This is a genomic window from Cyclobacterium sp. SYSU L10401 (assembly GCF_010993705.1).
Lineage (GTDB): Bacteria > Bacteroidota > Bacteroidia > Cytophagales > Cyclobacteriaceae > Cyclobacterium.
Window position 1 is genome coordinate 1 of record NZ_WOFO01000011.1, and the last position, 25,877, is coordinate 25,877.

Genomic DNA, 25,877 nt, shown 5'->3' on the forward strand with positions numbered 1-25,877 from the left:
TCTCTTCGGTGGAGAAGGGACGCTGGCCGATGCCTTCCTTGACAGATTGGTAAATTCCTCCCATCGAATCAACCTAAAAGGGGAGTCTATGAGAAAGGGGATCTTAAAAGAAGAATAAAAAATTTTCACTACTTTGCAGCATCTTTTAGAGTGGCACCATTTGACCGAAAACGCTGGCATGGTCCGACCGGAATATCCAGAGGTTTCTCGGGATGCTGGAAGCCTACAGGGTAATCCTGGAAAGCAGCTCCCACCATGACCTTCTGCCAGACGAACTTATCAACCTGCTGCTGCAGGCAGAATGGGAGGAGAGGGAAAACAGAAAAACGGAAAGGCTCCTCAGGACCGCAAAATTCCGTTACCGGGCGTCAGTGGAAGAAGTGGATTACTCCGCACAGAGGGGCCTGGACAAAACACAGTTCATGAGACTGGCCGATATGTCCTTCCTCAAAAGAAAGGAAAGCATACTTGTTACAGGGGCCACAGGATCGGGTAAAAGTTTCCTGGCCTCCGCCCAGGGAAACCAAGCATGCATGTACGGACATAAAACCCTGTACTTCAACACCGGAAAACTCTTCCCAAGGCTCAAAATGCTCAAAGCGGATGGATCCTATATCAGGGAAATATCAAAGATTGAAAAACAGGACCTGCTTATCCTTGACGACTTCGGTATCCATCCGTTTGATGCCCAATCACGGATGGCACTTCTTGAAATAATAGAAGACCGACATGGAAGGGCATCAACAATAGTCGTATCCCAGTTGCCGGTTGCAAAATGGTTTGAGGTAATAGGAGACAGTACGGTGGCCGATGCAATCCTGGACAGACTTGTCCATAACGCACACAGATTGGAGCTGAAAGGTGATTCATTAAGAAAAAAGAAATAGATTTACAGTGGCTGAAAAAAGATAACTGAAGGGCTCCTGCGGAGAGTGGTCAGGATAGCCGGATCGGTGGTCAACATCATCGGAATCTACAACAGGCTATCCGTTTTTCCATCTGATCGATTATCCATTGATAGGCTACATGAAATTCTTTATATGCCCAAGCTGCATTTCCGGCTTATACCCCTTTCTTTTGGGCCTGCTCCCAGGCGTCAATATGCTGGATTGTCCAATACGTATTCATTACTTTAATTTGCCATATATCCAATAACAAATTCATGAAACCTGGTAATAATCGCTAAATAAACTTTCCATTAAACATTAAGAATAATGGATCTTTCCAGATTATTGGCGAAACAATTTTACTTGAAAGCCCCTTTAATTGTTTAGAAGATCCTTGTTTTTCGCAAATTTAACCAATAAGATGGTGCTAGTTATGCCGGTTTTTCGAAGCATATTGCGACGATGGGTATTCACGGTGTGTATGGATATATTAAGTTGGTTGGCCACTTGAAGGCTATTTTTCCCATTTGAAAGTAGTCTTAGGATACGAATTTCAGAAGGTGTGAAGATTGAACTATTTTTCCCATTTAACCGGCTGGTGTGATTGGAAATCAAAATTTTATTTGCATTTGGTCCGCATACACAAAGCACCAAATCTTTGGTTTTTTCCCAGTGAGAGATAAGGGTGCACTTTTCCAGGCTGTACAAAAGATTTCCTTCTGAATCATGTTCTATGAAAATCAATTGTTGAAGCATGCGTTGGTACTGCCCATTTTTTTTTCTAAATCTGAAGTCAAAACTGGTGGAGTAATAATTTCGTTCGGAAATCGGTATTCTGAAAAAGAATTTCTGCCATTCCTTCATTGCCTGCTGATGTTGATGCAGGTCATCGGGATGCATTCTAGAGAGGAAGAAATTCTTTTGGCTGCTCATCATTTCTCCTGGGGTGAATTGCAGAATTAGCTCTATTCGACTTTCAACATAAACATATTTTGATCTACTGAAATGGTAAATAAAATAGAAGGAAGGTCCAAAGTCAAGTCTTTTTAATAGATAGGGTTCCACCATGTGAGCATATTCTAATGGAACCTCGGTTGTTGCAATTTCGGTTGATTTGTCGGTAATGTGCCCCATAGCTAAAAACTAAATAAGATGGATAGTACTAAAATAGCCATAATTTATATTTTAAACAAAATGAGATGTTTAGACCCGTTTCATAGGTGTATTTTTTCTTTTGAGTATTATATTCATTACTACTAGAAGGTTTTCCGAAATTTAGGTCAATTAAGGATAGCACCAGCCAAACAATAAAGAAGAAACCCTTTCACTTTTTATAGATTTCCGCTCAGATAAGCGAACCGAATAAGTTCAGAGGTGTTTTTGCTATGCGTTTTGTGTAACATATTCCGGCGATGCGTATCAACGGTGTGGGAAGACAGCTTTAGTTTTTTAGCAATTTCTTTGCTTCTATCCCCCATAGCCATTAATTCGAGGATCCGCAATTCTGATTTTGAAAATACCAGTCCTTTAATTTGTATATCCTCGGTGGGGAAACATATTAGGGTATCCTTTGGGTCAGGAGTAATAATGATGCCACACATCGGAGATTGTTTTTGCCAGTGAGTGATATCGGTTATTTTGACTAGTTCATATTGTAGGCGGCCTTCAGAGGATGTTTTAAGTATGACAGTCTGTTGCAGCATATGTAGGTAGTTGCCATTTTTGTGCTTGAAATGAAAATCAACTAAAAAAAAACACTTTCTTACCACTGGATTAGGCAAATTTTTAAGGTAATCGGTAATTACATCCCACAAATTAATTGTTGGCTGAATTTCATCCGGACCTATGACACTATTAAAAAATGGAAATCCACCATTCAATAAAGTTTGAGTATCATAGCCGAGAATTTCGGTAAAACTTTTAGATACAAATCTATAACTAAAGTCATTATAGTCTATTATTACATAAAATGCAGGACCCAGGTCAAGTGAATGGCTACGGTTTTGATGAAATTTCTTCAATTCCTCGACGGCTTCGGGTAAATGTCCGGTACTGGAAACTTTCCGAAAATATTTAACTGCGGAATTAAGTAAAGTTCCTTCTTGAGGCATCTTAGTGAGGGAATAGTGTAACTTAATTTGCTCTGACTTTTAAGATACCTAATTTTGAATATTTTTCCTAACCAAAAATGGTTTTAAACAAAGAAAATATCGGGCTTCCTATGATTTGTTTTAATTTAAATTTATTCACATAATATACTGCTTTTTGAGTATTGCGCTACTAACCTTTTCCATATACATTTATTACTCCTTAGAATAACCGAATTGTTGGGGGTGAATCTTAATTTATTCTAAAATAGAATTAACTATTGCCCCATTTAAACAAAATATTTTATATGTAGAATAGATAGTGCCTTGAAGGTAAAATTCAAACGTTTTATCTACGGCAAAATGTGTAACTAAAACAATTTTAATTATGGGATGTATTTACAAGGGTGTCGAATACAGTGAAGGTTCTTCTATCTGCGTCGGAGGAAATGAAAAAATTTGTACCCATGAGGGAACCTGGGAGTTTAGTGGTAATGCTTGTGAAGATAAGAAAAAGAAAATTTTAAAGGGTGATAAAGCAAAAAAAAAAAAATGGAAACAATAGGTTGAAAAGTCTTTCCTGCTTTCTTATTTTGTTTCAATTACATTTTATTGCTTACTCACAAGAAAACCAAAATTGTACAAAAGTTTACGTTCAGGAAAACTGGGGTAGTTGTGAAGAGGAAAAAAACTTGCAAACTCAAAATTTCAAAAATACGGCAAATTCTTTTTGCGGTCCAGTTGGTGGAGTAGACTGGGAAAGAACAACCTATAAACAATCTCAATCAGGAACCGGTAATAAAACCTCATGTAATTTTGAAGCTATAATAATTTGTAAATGCAAGGAAAGTATTAAGAAAAAAACAAAGAAAGTGGAAACCACTAAAACGAAGGAAATTGAACCACCACGACGTTCACCACGTTTTCAAAATTCTTTTGAGGCCTTATCATGGCTCAAGAATACCTCTAATAATGATTTGGTAAAAGGTGTTTGTAACACGATTTTGGTTCATTGGGATTCACAAAAGATAAAGGACACAGGTGTTGTCGGATTTTGGTGGCATGAGAAGGATCGGATTGTGAGTGAGAAGGGGACAAATATTGTATACTGTCATGCTGGATCAAATTCAAACTTAGTGCCAAATGGTCCTTGGCAACTAGAGGTTCAATTTGGCAGGTTTATTCAGTTTAATAAAAATGATATAAGGCGCGAATTTGAAAGGGCAGGGTATGAATGTGAACAAGATGACGGACCGAACGTGGGTCAAGGAGATAAAGCACTTTCCTTTCATTTTAAAGAATGATAGATTTATAGATCACGTCGGGGCTATTCAATTATATTTTCTAAAAAATGTAAGCTCCAAGTTTTAGTTTACCTTTCAATTCATATTTATTAAGATTTCTCAGATCATCAAACTTTATTTCTTTCACTTTCTTTGCATGGGCTTTCCGGAAATGCCAGTTAGGGAGTGTTAGCTGAACTCTGTCCCTTTCCCTCAATGCTATTAAGTTAAGTAAAAAAGGCCCATAGAAATAAAAATGAGCCGGTCTTCATAAGGACCGGCCTGCTTTAAGTGACTTAAAGTGTCAAATACATATAGCTATGATGGTACAAAACACCAACCAGAATACGACGGATATATCTTGCAAATGTCCGAAAATACATCTTTTAAAAAATTCAATCGATTGAAGGTCAGTCTCTTTACTGCTCGGATTCCGCCTATTTATCCAGAATTTCACCGCTTGATTTTCAGATTTTGGCACTTTCTGTTCTTAAGATATTTAAAAAATCGACGGAAATTGTTTCTTCAAAGGTTCTTTCCACTGATCAGGTACAATCGGTTAATTACACAAAGCGACAAAAAAGAAATTAAACAGTGGAGTCCAGAATCCACTCTAAAAAACGGGGCGTATTCCGAAAAGTCTTACGAGTAGGGAAAATTAAATAATTTAGTATGAAAAATTTTCATTTTATCAAACTAAAAACCTGCATGATGTTATTTGCGGCTGCGGGTGTTATGTATTCGTGTAGCTTAGGCCCTGAATCAGATGATTTATCAGAAACAGATTTGCAATTTGCACAATTGCAGATAGCACAGGCTGTGGCCGGATCCTGTGAGGATGATTGTATTGAATCTGGAAGTGAAACTTTCTACCCTGTTTCAGACGAGGCTACGCTAAGCATTGGCCCAAACACAAAATCAGTAATTTACGAAGCTTATAACACTGAAACAGATTTTGTAGTGGATGTGACGTATTCCATCACTGCCGGATCTTCAAATGCAGAAGCCACCATTACTATTGATATTGATGGCAATGAAGTTGAATACACAGGTGTGATCTCAGGCAGCACGGTCAGCCATACGGTGCCGCTTGCTGAAGACTGGGCCGGATGTGATGAGGTTACCTTTAGCATTGTACAAGAAGGATTAGGCCAGCCAATCACATTTAGCGAAAGGTATTCCTTAATCCCTGTTTGTCCTGAAGAATCATTGGAAATAGGAATGGAATACCAGGGCGGTATCATTGCCTATATCTTACAGGACGGTGACCCGGGCTATGTGGCAAATGAAACCCACGGCATAATAGCTGCTCCAAGCGACCAAAGTACAGGTATTCAATGGTGGAACGGAATTTTCACAACAACAGGGGCAACAGGCACAGCTTTAGGCACAGGGCAGGCAAATACAACAGCCATTGTAAATAATCAGGGAGCTGGAAGCTATGCCGCATCTATCTGTAATGATTTAGTTTTAGGTGGTTATGATGATTGGTATTTACCCAGCAAAGATGAGTTGAACTTAATGTACCAAAATATTGGTCAAGGAAATGCCCTTGAATTTGGAAATGTTGGCGGTTTTGCTTTTAACCCCTATTGGAGTTCTACAGAGCTCGCTTTCAACAATGGGTGGGCGTGGAATCAGAACTTCTACAATGGCAGTCAGTACGCCTTCAATAAGTACGGCAATCGCCATGTTCGAGCAGTTAGGGCTTTTTAACTATTCACCCCGTGAGAAAAAAGCATTGTTTTCTCACGGGGTGAATCTATTTATCTAAATCATTCTTCGTCAGTCCGTTTATTCAGCCGGTATTGTCGAGTGAACGAGCGACAGTGCACCTTTGTTTGGTTCAAGCGTTGGCTATTTGAGCTCGATTGCCTTCCATCCCCATTCATTTTTCTTTTTATTGAATGATAAAATTGCTCTTCCTTTAAGCAACTGTCCGTCAGATAGGTTTCTTTCTTGGGTAAATTTTGGCTCAATAAAAACGTCCTCCACAAATCCAAAATTCTGTGGTGAGACAACTTTAAAGGCTCCTTTAAAATATTTAATTGCGTCGGTTTTTTGGTGCATTTCAGCTCTTTGGGCAGTCAATATTTTGAAAAACCCACTTTGACCTTCGCCATTAAACCGAACTTTTAGTAGATCCCCAATTTGCGGAGTTTCCATAAGACCAGAATATTTAAAAAAGCCAAATTTTTGTTTGTCCTTCACGAAGTTCAAAATGCTTTTATTTTTATTAACGAACTCCACCACTATGACTTCTTCCTTTACATCCTGAAACAATATTTCCTCTGCCTTTCTATAATACTTTAAGTAAAGTTCTCTGTTATTCTTTTTTGCAGTGGCCAACTTGTACCAATCCTGTTCGGTCCATTGGGTTATTTGATTTGACAACTTCCATTCATGTTTTTCTCTGGTAGATATCACCTTTTGGATTTCGGTTTTGGCCTCATTGTACATCTGCCTCTCCACAAGCATACCTGCAAATGTCTGCCTGAGCTTGACCAGAAAGTCTTCGGGTGTTTTCAGGCTCAATGCCTTACAGTAGCATGCAAACTGAATTTCTTTATCATCAGGAAATATTTCCGCGATCACTTCCCATACCCAAAAGTCATTTCTTTTCTGCTTGGCAAAAGGTAAAAAAGAAGAGAGGATATTTTCATCATCACCTAATACCAATAGTAACTTTGCCTTGAAGTAAGGCGGATATTGATATTCGGGGCGTTCATCAATTATTTTGTCCAATTGGGGTAAAAATGTCCTGATCTTTTCTTTATCAACTGCCCTTTTCTGTCCAAAAGGATCAACGGCTTCACCCTCTATTAGCTTTTTCGAATAAGCTATAAAGGCCTGTTCGGCAATTGACATTATTTTTTTTTCCTTAAACTCTTCTTTTAAGTAATCTTCTGTACGAAAGTTTTCGAAATTCCACCAGTCGGCAAATTCCAGATACTTTGACCAGTTTTGGTATCCTTTGTGGAAAGCCTTGTAAATGAACGAATACGATTCTGACGGTTTGGTGATATGAAATTCCTTGATAATATCAAAGAGTTCGTTAATTTTCCCATAATCAACGTTTTCCTGTTTTTGCAAGCCGAACACAATACTTCCTATTTGCCAAGCTGAGTTGTCAAATACCATTTTTTCATCTTCCGGTAATTGCAAATCTTTAATCTTGATTAGATTTTCCTTGAAGGCATCAAATGAATCGGGCTGAGAAAACTTTTTGAGATAATCATAATAAACCCATGCAGCAGCCCGCTTATTCCAGATGTTATCCGGTTCTGCTTCCAAAGCCTGATTTGCCATTTGTAAAGCCGCTTCAAGTTTTCCGACTTTTCGAAGTTCCTTTATTTCTTTAAACGACATAATCAGCTTCTTTTAGACGGTTAACAATAGCTTTAACTTTTTCAAGGATTTCAGAACTGTTGCATTTGTTTTCTAACGGAAGTACTCGTCCAAAGAATCCATCCTTATTGTACTCAAAGTCGATTGCGCATGACTGGGCATTCTTTTCAATGGTATAGCGCTCCCGATAGTTAAGGTGCTGAATATCTGTTATAACTTCCCCTTCATCTAAATTTTGGCTGAGCTGATCAAATAAGTACTTTAAAAATGGTTTTTCTTCCTCTAAGGCAACATCAAATCCAATCTGGGTCAAAATGCCTTCCGCATTATTTCTGTTTACAATGACTTGAGGCGAATTTTCAAGAATCTTTGAAATCGTTTCGAATAGTTCATCTGAATTGGTTTGGGCAGGAAGCTTTTGAAAATTGGGTTTAAAAACGTTCTTCCCGTTTACCCAATACTTAAATGCTGCAGTTTGGTCTTCTCTTTTGAAAATATAGCGGATTTCATACCCAAATTTTTGCCATGCTTCAATATCTATGTATTGCTTTCGCAGATTATACCATCTGTGAATGAAATGATCTTGAATGGTCAATGGTGCATCGGCTAAGCCAAATTTTTCCATTTCTGGCAAAGCCTCACTGATATTGATTTCACTTGTCGGATTTGATTGCCCTGTTAATTGATTGAAAGCCTGTTGAACATTCACATCAATAAAGTTCATTCCTGAAAAGGATGAGAAGTAAGGAGGATTTATGCAGAATAGCTTTAGGGATGCTCGGGTTACGGCTGTGTAGGCCCATCGGTAAAAGTCAGGGTTGGTTTTTCCTGAGCGATTCTGCTCTGATTCATAAAAGTTGAAGTTGGCTTGTGTACCTCTGTCCCAGAAAACAAATGCACTTTTCCATTCACCGCCCTGGGCTTTATGACATGTCACAGCATAACCATATTTTAAAAGAATGCAGTTGAAATACTTATCATTGATGATGGCTTCCTTGAATTCTTCCGTCCCTTTTTTAAGTTTGGGGTGCCTGTTTTTAAAATCTACGTAAAGCGCCCTCTGTTCTTCGGGTTTTAGATAGTTGTCACCGTGGAGATAATTCTCCAAAATGTATCCACTTACATTTTTCGGCTGGTTGTTTTCATCAGGTAAAACAAGGCTGATCCTTATCCATGTTAATCTCACGTTTTGAGTTTTGCCTCCTTTGGTGTAAAAACTAACATCTCTGCTTTCAACCGATGGGCTTGCCTCTGCTACAACGGCAAATTCTCCATTCATTATTCCTAACTGGTAGTTGTTGCCACCGATTATAACGGTATCAGATGCCTGAATGGGCAGGTCATCACCGAACCTATCCCTGCGAATGACTTTATTTAAATCAAGAGCAGTTTTGTTCTTCCAGCAAATAATGATTTTCTGCTCTTGTTGCGCCTTATATGTTTCTAAGTAATCCTGATAAGGCGGATTAAAAATATCACGACCATTTTCTCTTAAATCGAAATCATTAAAGTAGTCGGAAGTTAAGCACCGCCTAATTTTAGTGGCAGAAATCAAAATTCCATTATTGGCATTTTGTCGTTTCACTTCCTTCATTTCTGCTTGTGAAACGGAAACCTTATATGTCTCGCTCAAATATTGTGGGTCAAGTGCAGGGGAGAAATTCATTCCGATAGGTGGCAACTGTGCAGGGTCTCCAATGAAAATGATTTTACTGGTTGTCGTGACATCCTGTATTCTGCCATAAGTAATTAAATCACGCAGTAGATGGCCGCTTCCAAAACGGAAAAACTCACCTTCACTTAGGATGTCGCTGACCATGGAAGCTTCATCCACGATTAATACAGAATCATGAACCTCCGGATTGTTTCGTATTTTGTACTGATAGAGAAATGACACATCATTCTCGTCTTCCCCTTGTTTTATTTCCTGTAACTCTTCAAAACTGTAGATTCCCTTGTGAATGGTGGTAGATTCAAATCCGGTTTTCTGATTGATAACCTTTGCAGCCCGACCAGTAGGAGCCATCAACTGATATTTCTTCTCAATGGATTGAAGGTATTCCACCAAGCCCTTCAAAAGGGTAGTCTTACCACTTCCTGCATATCCCTGAAGGATAAACACCCTCTCATCACTTGTTAGAAAAACAGATAACGACTCCAAAGCATTGCATTGGTCATTGGTGAGATTGATATGTTGGAAGTGGTCGAAGATTTTCATCACTGTATTATTTCATGCAAAGGTTGTTTTTATCTGTGAGGTGTATCTGCATTACTTAGCTCCCCAAATTTTTTTTAAATTTTCTACCTGTTCATCAGGTGAAAGTTCCGTCAAAGCTTGGTTTGAGTCTATGGGGTTTATGTTTGACTCATCAAGAATGAATTCCAAAAATTTAGAAAGCATATTAATTTCTGAAAATTCAACAATTCCAACTTCAGGATGAGCAGCTTTTTTGTTGCGAATAGAGTAAATTTTAGACCAGTTTTCGCTTCCTGAAGTTGGTAATCCGTTTCGAAACAGAAGGATAGACGACATTTTAAAATTCGTATCAATACTTCTTTTAAATTCTGACTCACCAACTTTATAGTGACCGTTTGACCAAGTCAAAGCAGATTTGTAGGCAGAGTTCTTTTGTGTGGGATCTTTTTGGGATAAAACTAGATAACGTAAAGAAGGGGTTACTACATAACAATTACTACCAAATTCAAATACGGAATCCTCTTTAATAAGCTCTTCTACTATGAGGAATAACTGGAGGTAAGCGTAGTTTATATATTTTGTCGTTTCAAAAGACTTTAGCAGTAATTCAAAGCAAATTGATAGGTTATTTGCTAAGTTAATCTTAAATGTGTCACCTAAGTTTATTGCATTATTTTTTATAATATCGAACGATTTATATATTGGCTTTAATGTAGAAGCTTTATGTAAGCTAGATGTCAGCTCATTTGCCAAAAACTTTATGCTTGGATGAATATTCTCGTTACCATCTTTAAATATGAAGCCATCAGCACCTGCTTCTTGTAAGGCTTGTAAATTCCAGATTTTATTGGTTGCGGAAAAAATAATGACTTGGATACCTGGGTTAAGCCCCTTGATTTTTTTCAATAATCGAATACTTGAAATATCCTTTGGGTTTGAGCCTATAAAATCGTTAGGGTTAAGTCGGAAATCCAGGATAACTACATCTATTTCATCTTCTGTTATTTTCTGCATTGATTTGTCAATGACCTCTTCCTGATTTTTGTTTTTAAAATCGTCACCGAGATAATCGATATAAATCTCATTCAGATCGCCTAATAGGTATGCGAAAATTTCATACCATCCCTTTTCTGCCTCATCATCAATCAATAATGCTTTTGGCTTGCCTTCGCAATTGATTTTTAATTTCTCAGGAGAAATTCTATCAATTTCTGAAATAGGATTTGTAGTTCTTAGGTATTTGAAATAAAGATTAGTCTCAATATTTTGAAAAACCTTTGCAAGTTCATCTGTCTCATCACACCCAACCGTTTTTGCCCATTGATGAATAGCCCATTCATTAGCTATTGAGTGGGAATCAACATAATTTAATGGCGGATCTAGTTTTAGCTTGTTAATCTCTTGTGATAGATCATCTTGTTGGAGAAATGTAAAATCCTCATTTACTGCCGCTTCAAATGCTTTTTTACTGTATGCTACTAGTTGAACATTCTTGGTCTTAAGTATATTGAAATATTCATTATCCAATAAGTAGTCAATGCCAACAAAGCTGTAAATGAATATTCTTTTTAATTGATTCGGTGAAGGATTACAACGAATATGGGTGGCTAATCTCAATCCATTATAATCAGATAAAGTCTGCCCAAAACAGAGGGGGATGAAAATATTGTCATATGCTATTTTACCTAACCATTCATTTATCTTTTCAGAGAGATTTTCATCTGAAACATCATTAAATATCGTTCTTTCTGTTGCACTCTCGATTGCATTTTGTATATATTTCAAGTTTGTACGAATGAATAAATTGTTTCCAGAAAAAACTGCAGCATCTGTTTCTATCTCTTTATTTGCTTGAGTAAGTTTTTCGTTTAACTTTTCCTCTATCTCTGGAGTCTCTCCGAATAGAAGGTATCTAAGGTGCTTACTTTGTTGCTTATCTTGATGAATCAAGACTTCTAGGTTTTGGTATAGAATGGCTACCGGTACGTGGGCCACATTCTCATGCAGAGATCTGGAGCTTTGGCTTCCACTAAAAAAAGCAACAGAAAGGCCATTAATTGCGTCAACCTTTTCTGTCAGTTTATTTCTTTGCTCTACAGCCTTATCTCTATGACCTGTAAAATCTAGGAAAGACTCATGATATAGAATTATATTTCCATCATTATACAGATTCTCTCCAATGTTGGCAACATCATCAATATTGTACAGTGGTGTAAGGTAGCTAGCATATTGAGCAAACTTTTCCTCAGTCCATCCAAAATCTTTTTGTCTTGACTTTTTATCGTCTATCAGGTAAATCATGACTCTTTTATTTTTGGAAATTCAAGTATGTGTTCAACCCCTGTGAAGATTGGTAGCTTCTCTGCTTCAAGCTTTTTCCCATCCCATAAATTAATAGCTCCAAATTCTTCGTTTCCAAAATCTGCCTTCAAATAGAGGTTGCATAAACCGTTAATTTGTAAACTAATCAAATTCTTATAGTCTCGTCCGTAAGGACGGTCCATGCAATTTTGAATTGTTTTGTTGTATTGTCCATTAAGATGGTGAATAGATAGGTGAACTCTCTGCTTCTCCTCATAAAAGCGGAGTTTTACTTTTGGTTTTTCATCACCTTGGTATTGATCAATGATTAGTTGGAGAAATTTGTTATATGCTTGAATTAGCGTGTCAACATTAGTAAAATGCTCAAGATTGTTAGGGAACTCTTGATCAATAATTCCAAACTCCACCTTCTCATTCCACTTTCTATTAGAATTTACTCTATCTAAAATTGCTCGTAAACCCTGACTGCCACTTTTTAGATGAAATAAGTTTTTATAGTGTAAGACTAGCTGAGTAAAACTTTGAATAGGATCATGAGTGATTGGTGAATTTATCTGAGGCTCTATAACTAATAACTCAATTTCTTGATCTCCGGCTATATTCTCGTTAAGGTTAGGTGGAATATTTGGGTTTTTGGTAACCCACTCATTTAATTTACTTGAAGACCAATTAATTTCTATTCCAGCTGATGACCAACCTTGCTTAAGCTGTTTTCCATACCAGTCTTTCCCAGTAAGGTATCCGCGAATAAGACCTTTCACCTGTTTTGGAGCACGATATTTTTTTTCGAGTTGCTCAAAGTTTTCTATGATTTTCTTTAAATGCTTCTTAAAATCATAGGAGTCAGAATCGCAGTAGTCGTTAATCTTGTTCAGTTCTTCCGAATCAATATCATGGCAGGTAGAACGCAGAACAGGATCCTGATTATATTCAAATAGAAATTTGTATAAATGATATGGGTCGATGTATTTAGGCAAGCTTGAATCTTCGGTCTTTATGGGCTTGTTAGTTTTAAGGTCGTTGCTTTTTGGAATTTTATTATTTATGATTTCTTCAATTTTTTGAACACGCTCCTCTAGACTTCCTTCAAGGCTAATTTCCTTTGAAGCAAGTTCAAGAATCCTTTCTCGTTGATTTTGATTGAGCTTTTTATCCTCGAGAAGTTCTTTTATGAAATCATATTTATTTTTAGCCATTTACTCCAATTTGTCTTTATAATAAATGTTTATAGCTTGGTCGATACCCTCAGTCTCCCAAACATTTAGCACTCGATTGATAGGGTCTTCATGGCCAATCAATTCATAAAACCTCTCCTTTAACCCCTTATAAGTCCCATCCTCTTTCCCCTTCACCATTTTTAAAAACTCAAGTTTTCCATCCAACACATTCATCAGATCCGGCTTGCCCTTTTTCACATGTCCTTTATCAATCATATAGTCGCTTCTAAAGATCTGCTCAGCCCTTTCATATCCATACTTTTCCCAGTAATACAGCCACATGCGGATTTGCTTTACATACCTTCTTCTTACATTTACTTTTTCATTGACAATCAGTCCGGTGGCTTCCTGACGGTATCCTGACTTTTGTAATCGGGTCTTTTTAGGGTTAATAGTCAATTTTTCTTCTTCTATAAGCCTTTCCAATTCTGCCCTAAAATTTTCATAGCTACCTTTCGGATTCAGAGATGGGTTGGTCTCTTCCTGGTAAATATTGTGGGGTGAGGAAAATGTAATGTCGTCTGCATAACGGGTATAAGTCGCACCAAACCGATTGGCAAGGCCGGTTAATCTTCGGTCCAGTCGCTCACAGAGAATATTGGTGATGGTCGGAGAAGTTGGACTACCCTGTGGCAATAATGTTTTGGTTGCTCCTTCGATTTCAAATGGGTGTGTACACAAACAAGCCAGGAAAAAAGCCAATTTTTCTTTTTCTGTACAACCTCTTAAATTAAACGGTGAATACATAAATGCCAATTTTACCTTATTCCGGTCATATGAGTGAAAAAAATCTTTTAAATCAAGGTTTAATACATAATGGTGTCCCACATGTTTTTGTGCATTGTCGACGATAGACCTGTCCCTAACAAAGCCTGTTGCCGCTTGATGGGGTACATGCATACACTGCAATACATAATTTAAGGATCTCAAAACGGATCTTAATCCCTTGGTGGGAGCATGAATGGTTCTTTGCCCACCAGATTTTTTTTTGACGAAAAATGTGCTATACCTAAATTTGCAATTTTCAGGATTAGCGTAATAAGTCAGGGTTTTTAACTTAAATGGCTTGGTTTTATCCTCATACATCATGTCTTTGGCTTCACTCAAGAGATCCACCAAATCCTGCCGGGTTTGCAGGTTTTTAAATTGTTTTCTGATACGTTCGGTCTGTTCGTGTCCTATTTTCATTTTCAGTAAAATAAAATTCCTTGAAAACACCTGCCGGATATTCTATTGGTATGAAGAATCTGTGGTATTTTTATTTATCAAACATATCATCGTCTTCAAAACCAGAAAAGTTTAAATCCTATTAAGGAGCTTGATCATTCCTAAGGAACGTTCATCCCAGAACTTTCTGGGAAAAGGTGCCGATCAGTTTCCAGTTACCCGGAACAGCACCAACGAATCAATACCTTTTGGCAGGTGTTTCAAAGAACTTAGTTTGCAAAGTAATAAAAATATTGTGCAGTAGAATCGCACTGTTTAAAATATTCAAATCAAAACGGTCAATTTTTCTTTCCTCGACATCTAAAACAAACACCATGCTCCACGTGAGCGTATTGCGGTAAATAACCTGTCCCGTTACACCTGGGACATGCTATGGGTTCAGTCGCCTGGGTAAACCCCTTGCGATGGTTTACATCTTTGTAATTTTGGGTAGTTTTTCTCAATTGCTTTTCCATGGTGCCAAAATACGGTAACTTGTGTGCATTAGATCTGCACTATAAAATGGGAGTAACAAAAAATGCAATAATTCGGTATCAGGTCCTTGATCGATGTTTCAGAAATCCGGGAAGGATGTTCTTTTGGGAAGACTTGCTAGAGGAATGCAACAAAGCATTAATGGAATTTAACCCCAGCAACGAGGGAATTCGGCGGAGGCAACTTTTTGATGACATCCGGTTTATGGAAAGTGAACAAGGGTGGTCTATTCCACTCGGTAGATTTCAATATAGCAGGAAAGTGTATTACCGCTATGAAGATTTATCGTTTTCAATCAGCAACCAGCCCTTAAATGATGCGGAAGCAGAACAAATCAAATCGGCTCTTCAGATTTTTACTCGTTTTAAAGGCACTCCACAGTTTGAATGGGTTAATGAAATGATCCCGATGTTAGAATCCAGATTTGGATTGATTGATCGAAAAAATGAAGTAATCAGATTTGAAAGCAATGTAGATCTCAAAGGAATTGAGTTTTTAATGCCCTTATTCAATGCCATAATTAACGAGCGGGTTTTAATAGCCAATTACAAAGATTTTAAAAGTTCAATCTACTACCAAATCACTTTTCATCCGTATTATTTGAAACAGTATAACAATCGGTGGTTCGTCTTTGGTCTTAATTCGGACAAGTTGGTACCTAATTGGAATCTTGCATTAGACAGGATAGAGTCACTGTCAGAAACACGTTTGAAATACATACCATCAGAAACAGACTGGGAAGAATACTTCTACGATTTAATAGGTGTCACCCGGCCGGAAGGAATCGGCATTAAAGAAGTTGCCTTGAGATTTTCTCCCGAAGTGGCACCTTATGTAATAACCAAACCCCTACATCCCAGTCAGAAGTTCAAGAATGATCCAAGTGGACTTGAAGTTAGAATAAATGTCATTCCAAATTTTGAGTTAGAGAGATTGGTTCTATCATTCGGAGAGCAAGTCCGAGTAATTTCTCCGCAGGATTTCTGCGAACGGATTTCTCAGCGGCTAAAATCAGCTGGTCATCTATATTGAGCATTGACGAAAGCCAATCTCTTTTCTTTTGGCTTTGCGGGTCGGAAAATCCACAAATGTGTATTTTTCCGGATAGAATTTCTTTATGCTGTTACCAAAGGACTTCTCTTCGATAAGCTAAATCGGTTATGCGAGTTTAGCATTTCCACCACTGATTTCCTTATAAATCGTCTCCATTTCATTGAATTGGTAGGTCATCAGTATCACCGGGATATCCAATCAACCATATGGGTCATTTACTTTTTTTTTAAAGTTCTTTAAACTTGGTAAAGTAAGGAAGCTTTAAATTCTAGCTTTTCGTAATTCCTTTAAAACTCGGTCAAGTTGAAATAGATATTGAAACCAGATTTTCTACTGGGGTATAAATGTCGACCTCCTGAGAGGGACTCTCAATACCTATAATCAAAGAATATCTTACTTCCTGGTCATATTTTTCTAAGCTTTTTCTACTTCGATACCAACCTGATTTCGGGTAAACTGCTAGCATATTTCGTTTTGCCAACCTGGCTCCATTGGTATTCAGAAAATCTTTTTTGATCGACCCTTTGGATCGAACTCGTTCTTTAATTGTCCAATCCTCGTCTTGGAGGTTGGGTTTTTCCTCCTCATCTTCTGTTTCGGCAGCAGCTGAAACCCTCCTTCGAAATTCTGAAGGTGTTTCACCCTCCTTGATCAATTTAAAATCCAAAGCGTGTGAGTGGTACGAGAAGCTTTTTGCATATTCCCTTGCTCCAGGATTGGGTTCGATAAAGTAGGACAAAGTAACCTTGATCCTAACATCTTGATCAAATAATTGATCTTGTAAAATGTCAGTTGGCCAAGGAATGTCGAACAAATGATACTCATTGTATTTGACAGTCCCGCCATTTAACTGATAAGGTTTGATATGTGCCTGAGCAATCAAGGTGAGTGCGTTTCCAGCACTATAAAGTGCTCGATTTAAATTGGGGACGCCATACCCTACGGATCGTAAAAGAGCACGCCTTTGTCCTTCATTTTTGATATTTATTCCACTTAACATTTGGGGTGTCCATTCCGCCGAATGAACCATCAATGCTCGTATGGTCTCTGGCCAGAAACGTGGATATGCTGATTGAATCTCTGCAGCCATTTTTGAAGCGAAAGCCACAGCCGAACTTGTTCCTCCGAAGGGACGGAATAACCTCGTTGAAAAATTTTTGTCAATAGATATTGGGTCTAATTCATTATGGGAGTTTAAGAAATGTCCATCTGTAACCATATTACCGCCCTCCAGCACTAAATCCGGCTTGTTTGGCCATTGGGTTTCCCACATAGCTGAGGTGGAGTTTCTAGGAGACATTTCCCCCAATTGAGCAATCGGACTATATCTACTTATTTTTGATAATCGGTCTTTTGCTGTAAAAGCACCTATGGTCACCACATTATAGGCTTGTCCAGGATCATGGATACTTTCAATGAAATTTTGACTTGGGAATTCCTTATGATTCGCCAAAATTACATTTCCTCCGCTGACCATAATTAACTGTGGATCGGCAGTTTCAAAGGCATTCCCAAAAGCAATGCGATCTAAGGTACTTGAAGCCGAACTCGGACGGCCTGATTTAATCACCCCGTCATTGGTCACTGAAAGGCAAAAGACCCTTTTCACACCAGCATTTGAAATGGATACTGTTGAAATTCCATCAAGGTAAATTACTCCATGAAGTTCTTTTCTTGTATGAGCTCCGGGTTGAACAATCTTAAACGACTCTATGCCATGTACTATCCTGATTGGTGCTGTACTGGCCAGAGCATCTGTCAAATCCCCAAACAAGACCAAAGCTGCCATTCCGGTACCATGACCACCATCATTTGCAGTATCCTCTACACCCCAATCCAGATTCCATGAATGTAAATTTGAATCTTTGACCAAAGGTTCCAAAAGGGGATGGCGATGTGTTAATCCTGAGTCAAAAAGACATACAGATACCGTTTGGCCTCCTTCATTGGTTGGAACAAGATTTGTTCTTGATAATAAATCTTGTAACCAGGCTTGCTCCGTTTCATAGGTGGTTTCCTCTGATGTAATGAAGTCATTGATTTCCTGTGGTCTTCTCAACTCGGCTAAACTGTCTAAAAGAAAAACGGAAGAAGCCAATCGTTCTGCCGTTCCTTTTACCATTCGGATAACGTGCTCAGGAAAAGACAATTCTTTCGAATTGAAGTCTAGTCCAGCGATTTCTAATTGACCGTCAATTTTGCCTTTCTCATAGGCAGACTTTCGAAACCAAACTTCCCACCAAACTTCTTGATCGAAATCTGGAAAAGAATTTGAGTCAATATCAACCCAAAATGCTTGAAGAGTTGCTAGTCGGATTTCATCAAGATTGGCAATTAAATTTTGAGAAAGCGGATTGCCACCTGGGAGGTTTCTATAATTTCTCGTTAGGTAGTCGTTTACTTTAGTTAAGAAATGTTCAATACCCTGCTTCGATAACATCACCAAGACCTTAAACCGCATTTGTTCTTTACCTTGGTGTTCCCGTATTTCTTTTGTGATCTTCAGGATTTGATAATGTCCTTTTGAGTCGGAGTGAAGTTGATCAAATTTTAAGTCAAATCCCCAGGCAGAATAGAATTCCACATAAACTACTTCATCTCTTATCAAGCCTTCGGAGACTTCCTTTTCCTGGTCGAGATCAAATTGATCTTTAATAGCTTCGATTTGGCTTTTGATTCGATTTCCATGGATTGCTCTATTTCTAGGAACAATTGTAAAAGGAGCTACAACGGTACGGGGGTAGGTATAGTCTTGCCCAGTTGCATACCTTTCTATTCCGATTAAATGTCTTTTGGGTTCCTGGGCCATCGATTACTTTCTTTTAGAAAGGGCATCGATCAAGTCTTGAGGATTGAGTTTGGTTTTGCCACCCAAAATCATGGCTTTGATAGTATCTTCACAAGAACGAACGATGTCCGAAAAATTAAGTCCTAAAAACTGTTTTGAAATGGATTGAAAGTTGACAGGCGTTTCAAATTCAAAAGCCTGAAGTTGTTTTTCCAGCATAGCCGAGAATTCTCTTTCGCAAGGCAAAGGAAACTCGATTACTTCGTCAAATCTTCTGAAAAGTGCCTTATCCAACATTTCTGACAGGTTGGTGGCACAAATAATAATGCTGTTACTTTGATCTTTTTCGATATTGATCAGGAATGAGTTAAGTACCCGCTTGATCTCTCCTACATCCTGTCCTTGGTCTCGACGACTTCCAATGGAATCAAACTCATCAAAAAGATAAACTCCCCGATGATTAACCATGGCGTCAAATATTACCCGCAATTTGGCAATGGATTCTCCCATAAACTTGGAAACGAGGCCATCTAATCGGACAATAAATACGGGAATTCCCAATTCACCTGCAATCGCCTGTGCCGTCATGGTCTTTCCGCAACCCGGAGGGCCTGTGAGTAGGAGTTTACGCTTGGGTTGAAGATTGTACTGACGAAGGAGTTGCCAGTTGTTTTGCTCGTCAATGAGGCTTTTTAGGGAGGATTGAGTATCGGTATCTAAAACCATGTCCCGAAGCTTGATGACTGGCTGGAATACATCCAACAATTCCTTTAAATCCCGCTGACTGGGAAGAATTGGAACGGTTTTGCTCCGGTCCACAAATGGATGGCTTCGTTTGGCTTTCGCTTTGTCGATAAGAGATTTTAGCTCTTGAGCGAGGGTGGTATGTCCCTTTTGGGCTTCAGCGGCAGCAATCTGCAAGGCGGATGAAATGAATCGCTCATCATCTCCTTCTCCAAAATGCTTGATTAAACTTTTTATTTGTTCTGTCGCTCCCATAAATCAAATATAGAGATTTCTGAATCATGGCAAAATGATTTTTTTGGGTATCTGAAACGGGTATTTTTCAGACACATTGCAGGATTCAAGGTTGCTTGATATTTCAGTTAATTTTCACCTGAGGCTGTAGGAAGGGTTAATTAGCATATGATCCTGGTTAATGCAGTATTCGTAACCCTTCCGGTAACAACTTCAGGTTTTTTCTTAACCATGGTCCATTCCTGCTCTGGCTACAAATATTTTTGGTTCTCCGAATGGTATTTTAAAACCCGGCAGGCTATAGAAACCTAACAAAATGTCTATGGCTAATTCACCGGTATTCCAATAGAAATTGATAATGATCAGGAAATAGTATTCATGATCAAATAATAACCTTCTATGTTTCGGGTCTTCCATCCCCCATGGCAAATAAGGTTAAAAACAGTAAATTCCTTCAAATAAATTAAGGGGTTTGATATTGGTAAATAAAACCAACAACAATTAACCATTCTCTACTTTTTCGATTTTATACAATCGACAGTCTCAGGGAATCGCTGGCTGAAACTGATTTATTATAGTACTATTTTCAAATCTTTTCCTCCCAATCGGCCCAAATAAATTCCCAAAAACAATACCATACCTACTCAATTTTAAACCACCACACCCCTCTTAGTATGAAAAAGTCATTTGCCCATTGTCAACGTCACAATCAATATGACTCCCCCTCCCCCCCCTTTCTTATAAAAAGGGGGGGAGGGGGAGATAGTGATCTGGATTTGATTTTGTTCGTTTAGGATCACAAATAATAATTATCTAAAAAAGAGGCTGACTCCTGTTCTATTTCACTTTATTTGGCTTTACTTTACTTGGATTTTTATACACACCCACTTTTACTCTATAATTACCAAGTTCTTTTGATATCGTTTTTTCATGGGTTTTTGTCGACCCTCCGTAAATCTCCTTAAGTTTTGAAATAATTTCAGAAGTTCTCATTGTTTCATGATCGCCGAATACCCTTGCCCAATCGATCTTTTTTTTCTTCTTTATGGGTTTTGAAGCAACAAAGCGTCGGTTGACAGTTTCAAACCAATGGCTATCTCTATTTGATTTAATAATCTTGCCTGCGTTTGGAAACTTAAACCGAGAATCAATATCATTGCCTTTTACAATGGCAATTTGAAGTTCACCTCTACCGCTTTTTTTCAATTCTATCAAAACTCTTGATTTGGCCTCTATGCTTTGGCTCCCATTCGAATTACTCTTTCCAAATTTTCCCGATTTTTCAGCCTGCTTACTTACATGATGTATGTATGCTACGCATACTTTATATTTTTGACTGATGGATTTTAATTCCCGCATTTTTAATCTTATGGATCCGGCATTGTTCATATCAGCACCTGCCAAAAATTCACTTAGAGGATCAATTAGAATAAATCCTATTTCAGGATCTAGCTCCAATTTGTTACGGATTTTTCCTTCCAGGTCTTCAGATTCCATTTCAAATAAGAGATTCTTCTTTACTATGACTTTTTCATTGTCAGAGAGTTTTTTCATCATCTGATTCAATCGTTTCCCTAAAGAATTATGATCATCCTCCGTTGAGCAAATCAATACTTTCTTATTTCCTTTAAGCTTTAAGTCAAGAAATCTTCTTTGAAGAATGTAGCAAATACAGAACTGTAAACAAAAAAGGCTTTTTCCCAAATCAGATCCGCCCATAATCCCAATGATATTTAAACTTGGGATAATTCCTTTCATAATATCTGAGGGGGCCTTGTTTGACATTTCAATTATTTCTCCAGCTGTACCATATGACTTTTGCTCCTTGTGTTCAAGAATGGCGATATTTAATAATTTGAATACTTCTTTTTTTGAACCTCTTTCGCGAAGGAAGTCATTAATGTCCTTACCCCTGAAGTTGTTGGGCAAGCTAAAATTGATTAATTCGAATTTTTCACTAATTGTTCTTGACTTTTCAATTCCTGTTTTACTTCGATTGAAGCATATAATCACGTCGGAAAAGCGCTTTTTAAGGTCCCTTACAATGGAAAAATTTAAGTCTGTATTTTCCGGGGCTAAACAAATTGCTTTAATCCCCATTTGTGCGAAAGTCAATACGGCGATTTCACCCTCTGTAATAATTACTTTTTCGCCAACTTTTGGAAGTTGGTTAAAACCGAATAGTGAAACATCAGATCTTTTTTTACCTATTGTTTCCCACTTGTATCTTTGGGGGTTAAATACTCTAGTGGTTCCATCGGTGTATGGAAAGTATAGTTGGAAGGGTTCTCCGTCAGGCTCTCTACCAGACACTCCATAAGATTTATAAGTTTCTATTGAGATCCCAAGGTGCTTAATTAAATTAAAACTGTTCATACAAATATTCTGATTTTAGATTTTGTGAAATAGGTACGAGGATGCAGTCATCGATTATGACCATTGCTATCATTCGTGAGACTCTTTCCATTTTTTGGACGAAGTTGATGCAGTCGCCTATATCTCCGGTTTCGACATCAGTGAAAAAGTAGCTTCCGTCGTATCCTTTATATACCTCAAAGGATGGGTTTTTCTGAATATGTGGATATAAAAAGGGATTGGTTATATTTTCATTAGGGATAACCCTCTTTTCTTGGTACAAATGGGCGATGTAAAAGTCGTACACTTCTAGTGACCGGATCTTCAGTATTTCATCTAATGTGTTTCTCATACTTTTCCTGAATAATTGTTTTCGATTAACTCTAAAATGTCCTGTAGTAAATAGTAGATCGTGCCTCCCACCTTTGTAAAAGGGAGAGTGCCATTTTGCCTAAGGGTGGCTAGCGAACTATCTTTTAGTTTGAGGATTTTTTTGACCTCATCTGTCCGCAGTAACTTGGGAACCAGCCTTTCCTGCTTTTGCCTTTTCACTAATTCTTTTACTTCACGAACATCCTTTACTAGTTCTTCGAGGTGTTCGTATTCCATCAAAATGATCTTATTTTCTTTCATGCCTGCAAGTTGGGGCAAAACAAAAAGAGCAAAAAGAAATCTTTGGTGGGGATTTTGGTGATTAGTTGAGCAAAAAAAAACCGGAAACAATTTCCGGCTTACAAGTAAAAAAAATTAGTAATTTTACTATTTAAATTTCTTGTTATAATGTTCTTTTTCATTTTTAAAGCCTTCCAAATTTTTAATAATCTGGGAAAATCTAGAAATCAATTCATTGAGCGTTTTAGTATCTAATTCTTTTCCAGTGGATTTATTCATATTTCTTATTAGAGCTTTAGGATTGAAGAATTTCTTTTGAATTTGATCCAGGTTATTTTTTTCAGGGACCAACTCAATTGAGTGAAAGTATCTTGCACAAAGTTGAGAAAATTCCTTTTTTGTAATAGTGGCGAAATTTTCAAATTCATTTCTTCTATTCCTATCTAAATAATGCTGTTTCAATATTTCTCTATCAGTATGCTTCCCCGCCAGAAAAAAATCGCCTTCAGTCATTAAATACATAAAAGTCATAAACGAATCTTGATTGCCAAAAAATGGAATAGTATCAAGATTTTTACCTAAAACAAAAGGTTCTTTATCTTTATTGGAATCATAAAAATCGCTACACTTTCTGGTATTTTCCATTTGTTCATCCAACCATTTTAAATAAGGAAAGGAATCCAATTGTTTCTGGAAACTTTTTAAGCCCTGTTCCACTTCAATTTTTGTTGTTTTCTCATCTTCCCATTTTAGAAAAAATACCTTTCCCGATTCAAGAAAATCACTAAACTGGTCATTGGAATTTCCGAAAGGATCAAAAAAAAGATCTTCGGAAAATGATTTATATTCAAATTGGGGCAGGTGATCAGCACTTTGATTTTTAAGGTTCGACTTCTCGGAATTAGTTAATAATGTAGATTTACAGCATATAGAATTTTCCAACTCAGCTTTAACTGATTGGATTCTATCGAGCAAGTCACTTATTTTTCTCTCCCAATCGTCAAATTTGTTTTTAACCCAATCATCTGTTAATGCATCAGTACCATAATCAATAAGGTCTTCCACTGTTTTACCTATTCTCACTTTTTCAAGTTGACTCACCAAATCCTCGTATTTCATTTTGGTAATTCTTTTAAAAATGGTCACAAAATGTAATTTGGCATGCAAGGTAAATTTTTATTTGGAAACGAGAAATTCAGCAAAAAATAATTTCCGGGATGGAATGTTCCGTAAAAGTTTTTCAGAGGTAGGAATAATTTCCTTATATAATGAAATTGATGTCAAAAACAGATCTTCAGCCATAATTCGATTATCAGGGAATTTAAAAACCAAACTCTTCTCGTTTTTTTTCTTAAATGCAAGCAAGCAATTTTCCACCGAAAATGGATGAGGAATGCATGAATAATCGCGAAAATAGTAACTGGGCTGATGAATGAAACGCTCTGCGTGAGTCAAGCTTGGACTACGTTTATGCCGGATCTCATTCAAGGGCTCAATTTTTTCTACCCTTTTAATATTAACTTCCATTACTGTACACGGTGAAGAGGTTAACCTTAAAAAATCTGTGTTTTTTGGGCTTCCTTTTATCGCATTTAGCTCATGGTCAAAAGTCCAAATAGTTACAGGAACTTCAATTCCTTGAAAACTAATTAGCGTTTTTCTGAATATCGATGACTGATCCTTCACTTATTTTTAATTTTTCTGAAATTTTTTCAAACTCTTCCCTAATTCTTTCATTCTGTAATTCCGCATAACATTCCTGGGTAATCCTCATATTGCTATGGCCTAGGGTTTTACTCAAGACTTCCATGCTCATGCCGTTCTTGAGTGCAATGGTTGTGGCAAAGGTCCTCCGTCCCACGTGGGTGGTAATCGGCTTTTCAATTTTTGCCAATACCCCTATCTCTTTCAAGTAGGCATTGAATTTTTGGTTGGAGAGCACAGGCAATAGTTTTCCTTGGTTTAATCTAACAGGGTGTTTTTCATATTTCTGGATCAATTCAAGTGCCTGGGGAAGCAATGGGGTTTCTGGTATGTTCTTTTGTGTTTTATGCCTCGTCAAAACCAGGCTATATCCACCATGAATGTTTCTTGTTAAGTGCTCTTCTTTCAATCCTGCAATCTCTCGAAAGCCCAAGCCGGTATAACACAAGAAAAGGAAAGTATCCCGGATCACATTTAACCTTTCCACGGAATCAATCTCCTTTATCCTTTCGAGTTCCTCGGTCGTGAGGAAAATGATTTCTTTCCGCTGTTTTTTAATTTTAAATTTTCTGCTCAAATCCTTGCTGGCATACTCCATGTCAAAGGCCCATTTTAGCATTCCCTTGACACGTTCGATTTTTTTGTAAACCGTGTTGTGCTTGTTACCCTTGACCTTTTTGAGATAAAACTCCAATTTTTGAAAAAATACATTCCCAAAATCATCCAAGGCCAGGTTTTCCATATTGATGCTGATTAAAAAATCTTTTATCTGCTGGAAGGTGATACTGTGGACTTCCAATGAAGCTTCGGAATAATCTGACCCAACTCTTGCCTTTAGGTTGTCAATGAAGAGACTATAGCAGTCCAGGAGTTTTACCTTCTGAAACAGCTCTCCATTCATGGCCAGCTTAAGGTTGGATGCATTTATATTAAACCGGTGTTGCTGGAGCTCATCGAGTGCCTGATAGACCTTTGTTGTCAATTCATTCAGCTGCTTGTTTTTCCTGATATCCAGAGGATCCTTTCCTTTAACTCTGCTACTTCTTTCATCCCATTTTTTGGGATCAATAGCAATCTTTGAACTTACCTCAGTCCTGGTTCCGTTAAGGGTGATTCGAAGGTAAATTGGTGCAAGTCCTTTCTTGTTAAGTTTTTTCTTATTCAGCCAGAAGTTTAAAACAGGAACATCCATAAGAGTTTGCTTTGGTCTACAGCACAAAATTAGACTCCGTATGATGTCAAAACCAGTGATTTTCCACAATCACCAAAAAGATCACCAATCCAAAAATAGGTCTCGATGGAAAAATCAATGGGTCTCGATTATTCCGCAAAAAATAGGAAAATA

22 protein-coding genes are annotated in these 25,877 nt (G+C 37.7%); 6 read left to right on the forward strand and 16 right to left on the reverse strand.

The window, feature by feature from the left end; genetic code table 11:
- Positions 1 to 118, forward strand: a 118-nt coding sequence (locus GL182_RS24165) for an ATP-binding protein (RefSeq protein ID WP_240469620.1), incomplete at its 5' end; no start/stop codon positions are given.
- Positions 119 to 212: 94 nt separating this feature from the next.
- A complete protein-coding gene (istB, locus tag GL182_RS20260; protein ID WP_163381622.1) occupies positions 213 to 887 on the forward strand; it encodes an IS21-like element helper ATPase IstB in 675 nt (224 codons plus the stop codon).
- Positions 888 to 1,262: 375 nt separating this feature from the next.
- Here istB and GL182_RS20265 read toward each other — a convergent pair whose 3' ends face one another.
- Complete coding sequence (locus GL182_RS20265) at positions 1,263 to 2,021, reverse strand: LuxR C-terminal-related transcriptional regulator (RefSeq protein WP_163381623.1); 759 nt, start codon at positions 2,019 to 2,021, stop codon at positions 1,263 to 1,265.
- Positions 2,022 to 2,218: 197 nt separating this feature from the next.
- Complete coding sequence (locus GL182_RS20270) at positions 2,219 to 2,998, reverse strand: LuxR C-terminal-related transcriptional regulator (RefSeq protein ID WP_163381624.1); 780 nt, start codon at positions 2,996 to 2,998, stop codon at positions 2,219 to 2,221.
- 364 nt (positions 2,999 to 3,362) lie between these two features.
- Between GL182_RS20270 and GL182_RS24170 the strand changes: the two genes are divergently transcribed.
- The 3 genes from GL182_RS24170 (at position 3,363) to GL182_RS20280 (ending at position 5,973) form a co-directional block, all read left to right on the forward strand.
- Entirely contained in the window at positions 3,363 to 3,539 is a 177-nt protein-coding gene (locus GL182_RS24170; protein WP_205603701.1) for a hypothetical protein, read from the forward strand.
- 1 nt (position 3,540) lies between these two features.
- Positions 3,541 to 4,278, forward strand: a complete 738-nt coding sequence (locus GL182_RS20275) for a hypothetical protein (protein ID WP_205603702.1) — start codon at positions 3,541 to 3,543, stop codon at positions 4,276 to 4,278.
- 651 nt (positions 4,279 to 4,929) lie between these two features.
- Entirely contained in the window at positions 4,930 to 5,973 is a 1,044-nt protein-coding gene (locus GL182_RS20280; RefSeq protein WP_163381626.1) for a DUF1566 domain-containing protein, read from the forward strand.
- 141 nt (positions 5,974 to 6,114) lie between these two features.
- Here GL182_RS20280 and GL182_RS20285 read toward each other — a convergent pair whose 3' ends face one another.
- From GL182_RS20285 to GL182_RS20305, 5 genes are all read right to left on the reverse strand, one after another.
- Complete coding sequence (locus GL182_RS20285) at positions 6,115 to 7,350, reverse strand: DUF7017 domain-containing protein (RefSeq protein WP_163381627.1); 1,236 nt, start codon at positions 7,348 to 7,350, stop codon at positions 6,115 to 6,117.
- A 265-nt stretch (positions 7,351 to 7,615) separates the two neighbouring features.
- Entirely contained in the window at positions 7,616 to 9,823 is a 2,208-nt protein-coding gene (locus GL182_RS20290; RefSeq protein ID WP_163381628.1) for an ATP-dependent RecD-like DNA helicase, read from the reverse strand.
- Between the two features lie 51 nt (positions 9,824 to 9,874).
- Positions 9,875 to 12,103: a response regulator gene (locus tag GL182_RS20295; RefSeq protein ID WP_163381629.1), complete on the reverse strand. Its 2,229-nt coding sequence runs from the start codon at positions 12,101 to 12,103 to the stop codon at positions 9,875 to 9,877.
- Entirely contained in the window at positions 12,100 to 13,320 is a 1,221-nt protein-coding gene (locus GL182_RS20300) for a hypothetical protein (protein ID WP_163381630.1), read from the reverse strand. Before GL182_RS20300 ends, GL182_RS20295 begins: the two co-directional genes overlap by 4 nt.
- Complete coding sequence (locus GL182_RS20305; protein ID WP_163381631.1) at positions 13,321 to 14,529, reverse strand: reverse transcriptase domain-containing protein; 1,209 nt, start codon at positions 14,527 to 14,529, stop codon at positions 13,321 to 13,323.
- Positions 14,530 to 15,138: 609 nt separating this feature from the next.
- On the opposite strand from GL182_RS20305, the gene GL182_RS20310 reads away from it, so the two are divergent.
- Positions 15,139 to 16,074, forward strand: coding sequence for a helix-turn-helix transcriptional regulator (locus tag GL182_RS20310; protein ID WP_240469910.1), 936 nt, complete (start codon positions 15,139 to 15,141; stop codon positions 16,072 to 16,074).
- Positions 16,075 to 16,393: 319 nt separating this feature from the next.
- Here the strand turns inward: GL182_RS20310 and GL182_RS20315 are convergent, their stop codons facing one another.
- From GL182_RS20315 to GL182_RS20355, 9 genes are all read right to left on the reverse strand, one after another.
- Positions 16,394 to 18,904, reverse strand: coding sequence for a S8 family peptidase (locus GL182_RS20315; protein ID WP_163381632.1), 2,511 nt, complete (start codon positions 18,902 to 18,904; stop codon positions 16,394 to 16,396).
- Positions 18,905 to 18,907: 3 nt separating this feature from the next.
- Positions 18,908 to 19,882, reverse strand: coding sequence for an AAA family ATPase (locus tag GL182_RS20320; protein WP_163381633.1), 975 nt, complete (start codon positions 19,880 to 19,882; stop codon positions 18,908 to 18,910).
- Positions 19,883 to 20,086: 204 nt separating this feature from the next.
- Entirely contained in the window at positions 20,087 to 20,278 is a 192-nt protein-coding gene (locus tag GL182_RS20325) for a hypothetical protein (protein WP_163381634.1), read from the reverse strand.
- A gap of 420 nt (positions 20,279 to 20,698) precedes the next feature.
- Positions 20,699 to 22,237: a bifunctional DNA primase/helicase gene (locus tag GL182_RS20330; protein WP_163381635.1), complete on the reverse strand. Its 1,539-nt coding sequence runs from the start codon at positions 22,235 to 22,237 to the stop codon at positions 20,699 to 20,701.
- On the reverse strand, positions 22,224 to 22,568 hold the full coding sequence (locus GL182_RS20335) for a hypothetical protein (protein WP_163381636.1): 345 nt from the start codon (positions 22,566 to 22,568) through the stop codon (positions 22,224 to 22,226). Before GL182_RS20335 ends, GL182_RS20330 begins: the two co-directional genes overlap by 14 nt.
- Positions 22,565 to 22,849: a helix-turn-helix domain-containing protein gene (locus tag GL182_RS20340; RefSeq protein ID WP_163381637.1), complete on the reverse strand. Its 285-nt coding sequence runs from the start codon at positions 22,847 to 22,849 to the stop codon at positions 22,565 to 22,567. Before GL182_RS20340 ends, GL182_RS20335 begins: the two co-directional genes overlap by 4 nt.
- A 126-nt stretch (positions 22,850 to 22,975) precedes the next feature.
- On the reverse strand, positions 22,976 to 23,947 hold the full coding sequence (locus GL182_RS20345) for a hypothetical protein (RefSeq protein WP_163381638.1): 972 nt from the start codon (positions 23,945 to 23,947) through the stop codon (positions 22,976 to 22,978).
- A 57-nt stretch (positions 23,948 to 24,004) separates the two neighbouring features.
- Positions 24,005 to 24,514 (reverse strand): hypothetical protein, encoded by a 510-nt coding sequence (locus GL182_RS20350; RefSeq protein ID WP_163381639.1) that lies wholly within the window; start codon positions 24,512 to 24,514, stop codon positions 24,005 to 24,007.
- Entirely contained in the window at positions 24,474 to 25,724 is a 1,251-nt protein-coding gene (locus tag GL182_RS20355; protein WP_163381640.1) for a site-specific integrase, read from the reverse strand. Before GL182_RS20355 ends, GL182_RS20350 begins: the two co-directional genes overlap by 41 nt.
- Positions 25,725 to 25,877 lie beyond the last annotated feature (153 nt).

What these genes read in the sequence shown, in the direction of transcription:
- GL182_RS20330 (WP_163381635.1), bottom strand. Translation starts at nt 22,237, where the DNA reads ATGAACAGTTTTAATTTAATTAAGCACCTTGGGATCTCAATAGAAACT.
- GL182_RS20305 (WP_163381631.1), bottom strand. Translation starts at nt 14,529, where the DNA reads ATGAAAATAGGACACGAACAGACCGAACGTATCAGAAAACAATTTAAA.
- GL182_RS20340 (WP_163381637.1), bottom strand. Translation starts at nt 22,849, where the DNA reads ATGAAAGAAAATAAGATCATTTTGATGGAATACGAACACCTCGAAGAA.
- GL182_RS20320 (WP_163381633.1), bottom strand. Translation starts at nt 19,882, where the DNA reads ATGGGAGCGACAGAACAAATAAAAAGTTTAATCAAGCATTTTGGAGAA.
- GL182_RS20345 (WP_163381638.1), bottom strand. Translation starts at nt 23,947, where the DNA reads ATGAAATACGAGGATTTGGTGAGTCAACTTGAAAAAGTGAGAATAGGT.
- GL182_RS20310 (WP_240469910.1), top strand. Translation starts at nt 15,139, where the DNA reads ATGTTCTTTTGGGAAGACTTGCTAGAGGAATGCAACAAAGCATTAATG.
- GL182_RS20265 (WP_163381623.1), bottom strand. Translation starts at nt 2,021, where the DNA reads ATGGGGCACATTACCGACAAATCAACCGAAATTGCAACAACCGAGGTT.
- GL182_RS20355 (WP_163381640.1), bottom strand. Translation starts at nt 25,724, where the DNA reads ATGGATGTTCCTGTTTTAAACTTCTGGCTGAATAAGAAAAAACTTAAC.
- GL182_RS20270 (WP_163381624.1), bottom strand. Translation starts at nt 2,998, where the DNA reads ATGCCTCAAGAAGGAACTTTACTTAATTCCGCAGTTAAATATTTTCGG.
- GL182_RS20335 (WP_163381636.1), bottom strand. Translation starts at nt 22,568, where the DNA reads ATGAGAAACACATTAGATGAAATACTGAAGATCCGGTCACTAGAAGTG.
- GL182_RS20280 (WP_163381626.1), top strand. Translation starts at nt 4,930, where the DNA reads ATGAAAAATTTTCATTTTATCAAACTAAAAACCTGCATGATGTTATTT.
- GL182_RS24170 (WP_205603701.1), top strand. Translation starts at nt 3,363, where the DNA reads ATGGGATGTATTTACAAGGGTGTCGAATACAGTGAAGGTTCTTCTATC.
- GL182_RS20290 (WP_163381628.1), bottom strand. Translation starts at nt 9,823, where the DNA reads ATGAAAATCTTCGACCACTTCCAACATATCAATCTCACCAATGACCAA.
- GL182_RS20315 (WP_163381632.1), bottom strand. Translation starts at nt 18,904, where the DNA reads ATGGCCCAGGAACCCAAAAGACATTTAATCGGAATAGAAAGGTATGCA.
- GL182_RS20325 (WP_163381634.1), bottom strand. Translation starts at nt 20,278, where the DNA reads ATGGAAGACCCGAAACATAGAAGGTTATTATTTGATCATGAATACTAT.
- GL182_RS20295 (WP_163381629.1), bottom strand. Translation starts at nt 12,103, where the DNA reads ATGATTTACCTGATAGACGATAAAAAGTCAAGACAAAAAGATTTTGGA.
- istB (WP_163381622.1), top strand. Translation starts at nt 213, where the DNA reads ATGCTGGAAGCCTACAGGGTAATCCTGGAAAGCAGCTCCCACCATGAC.
- GL182_RS20300 (WP_163381630.1), bottom strand. Translation starts at nt 13,320, where the DNA reads ATGGCTAAAAATAAATATGATTTCATAAAAGAACTTCTCGAGGATAAA.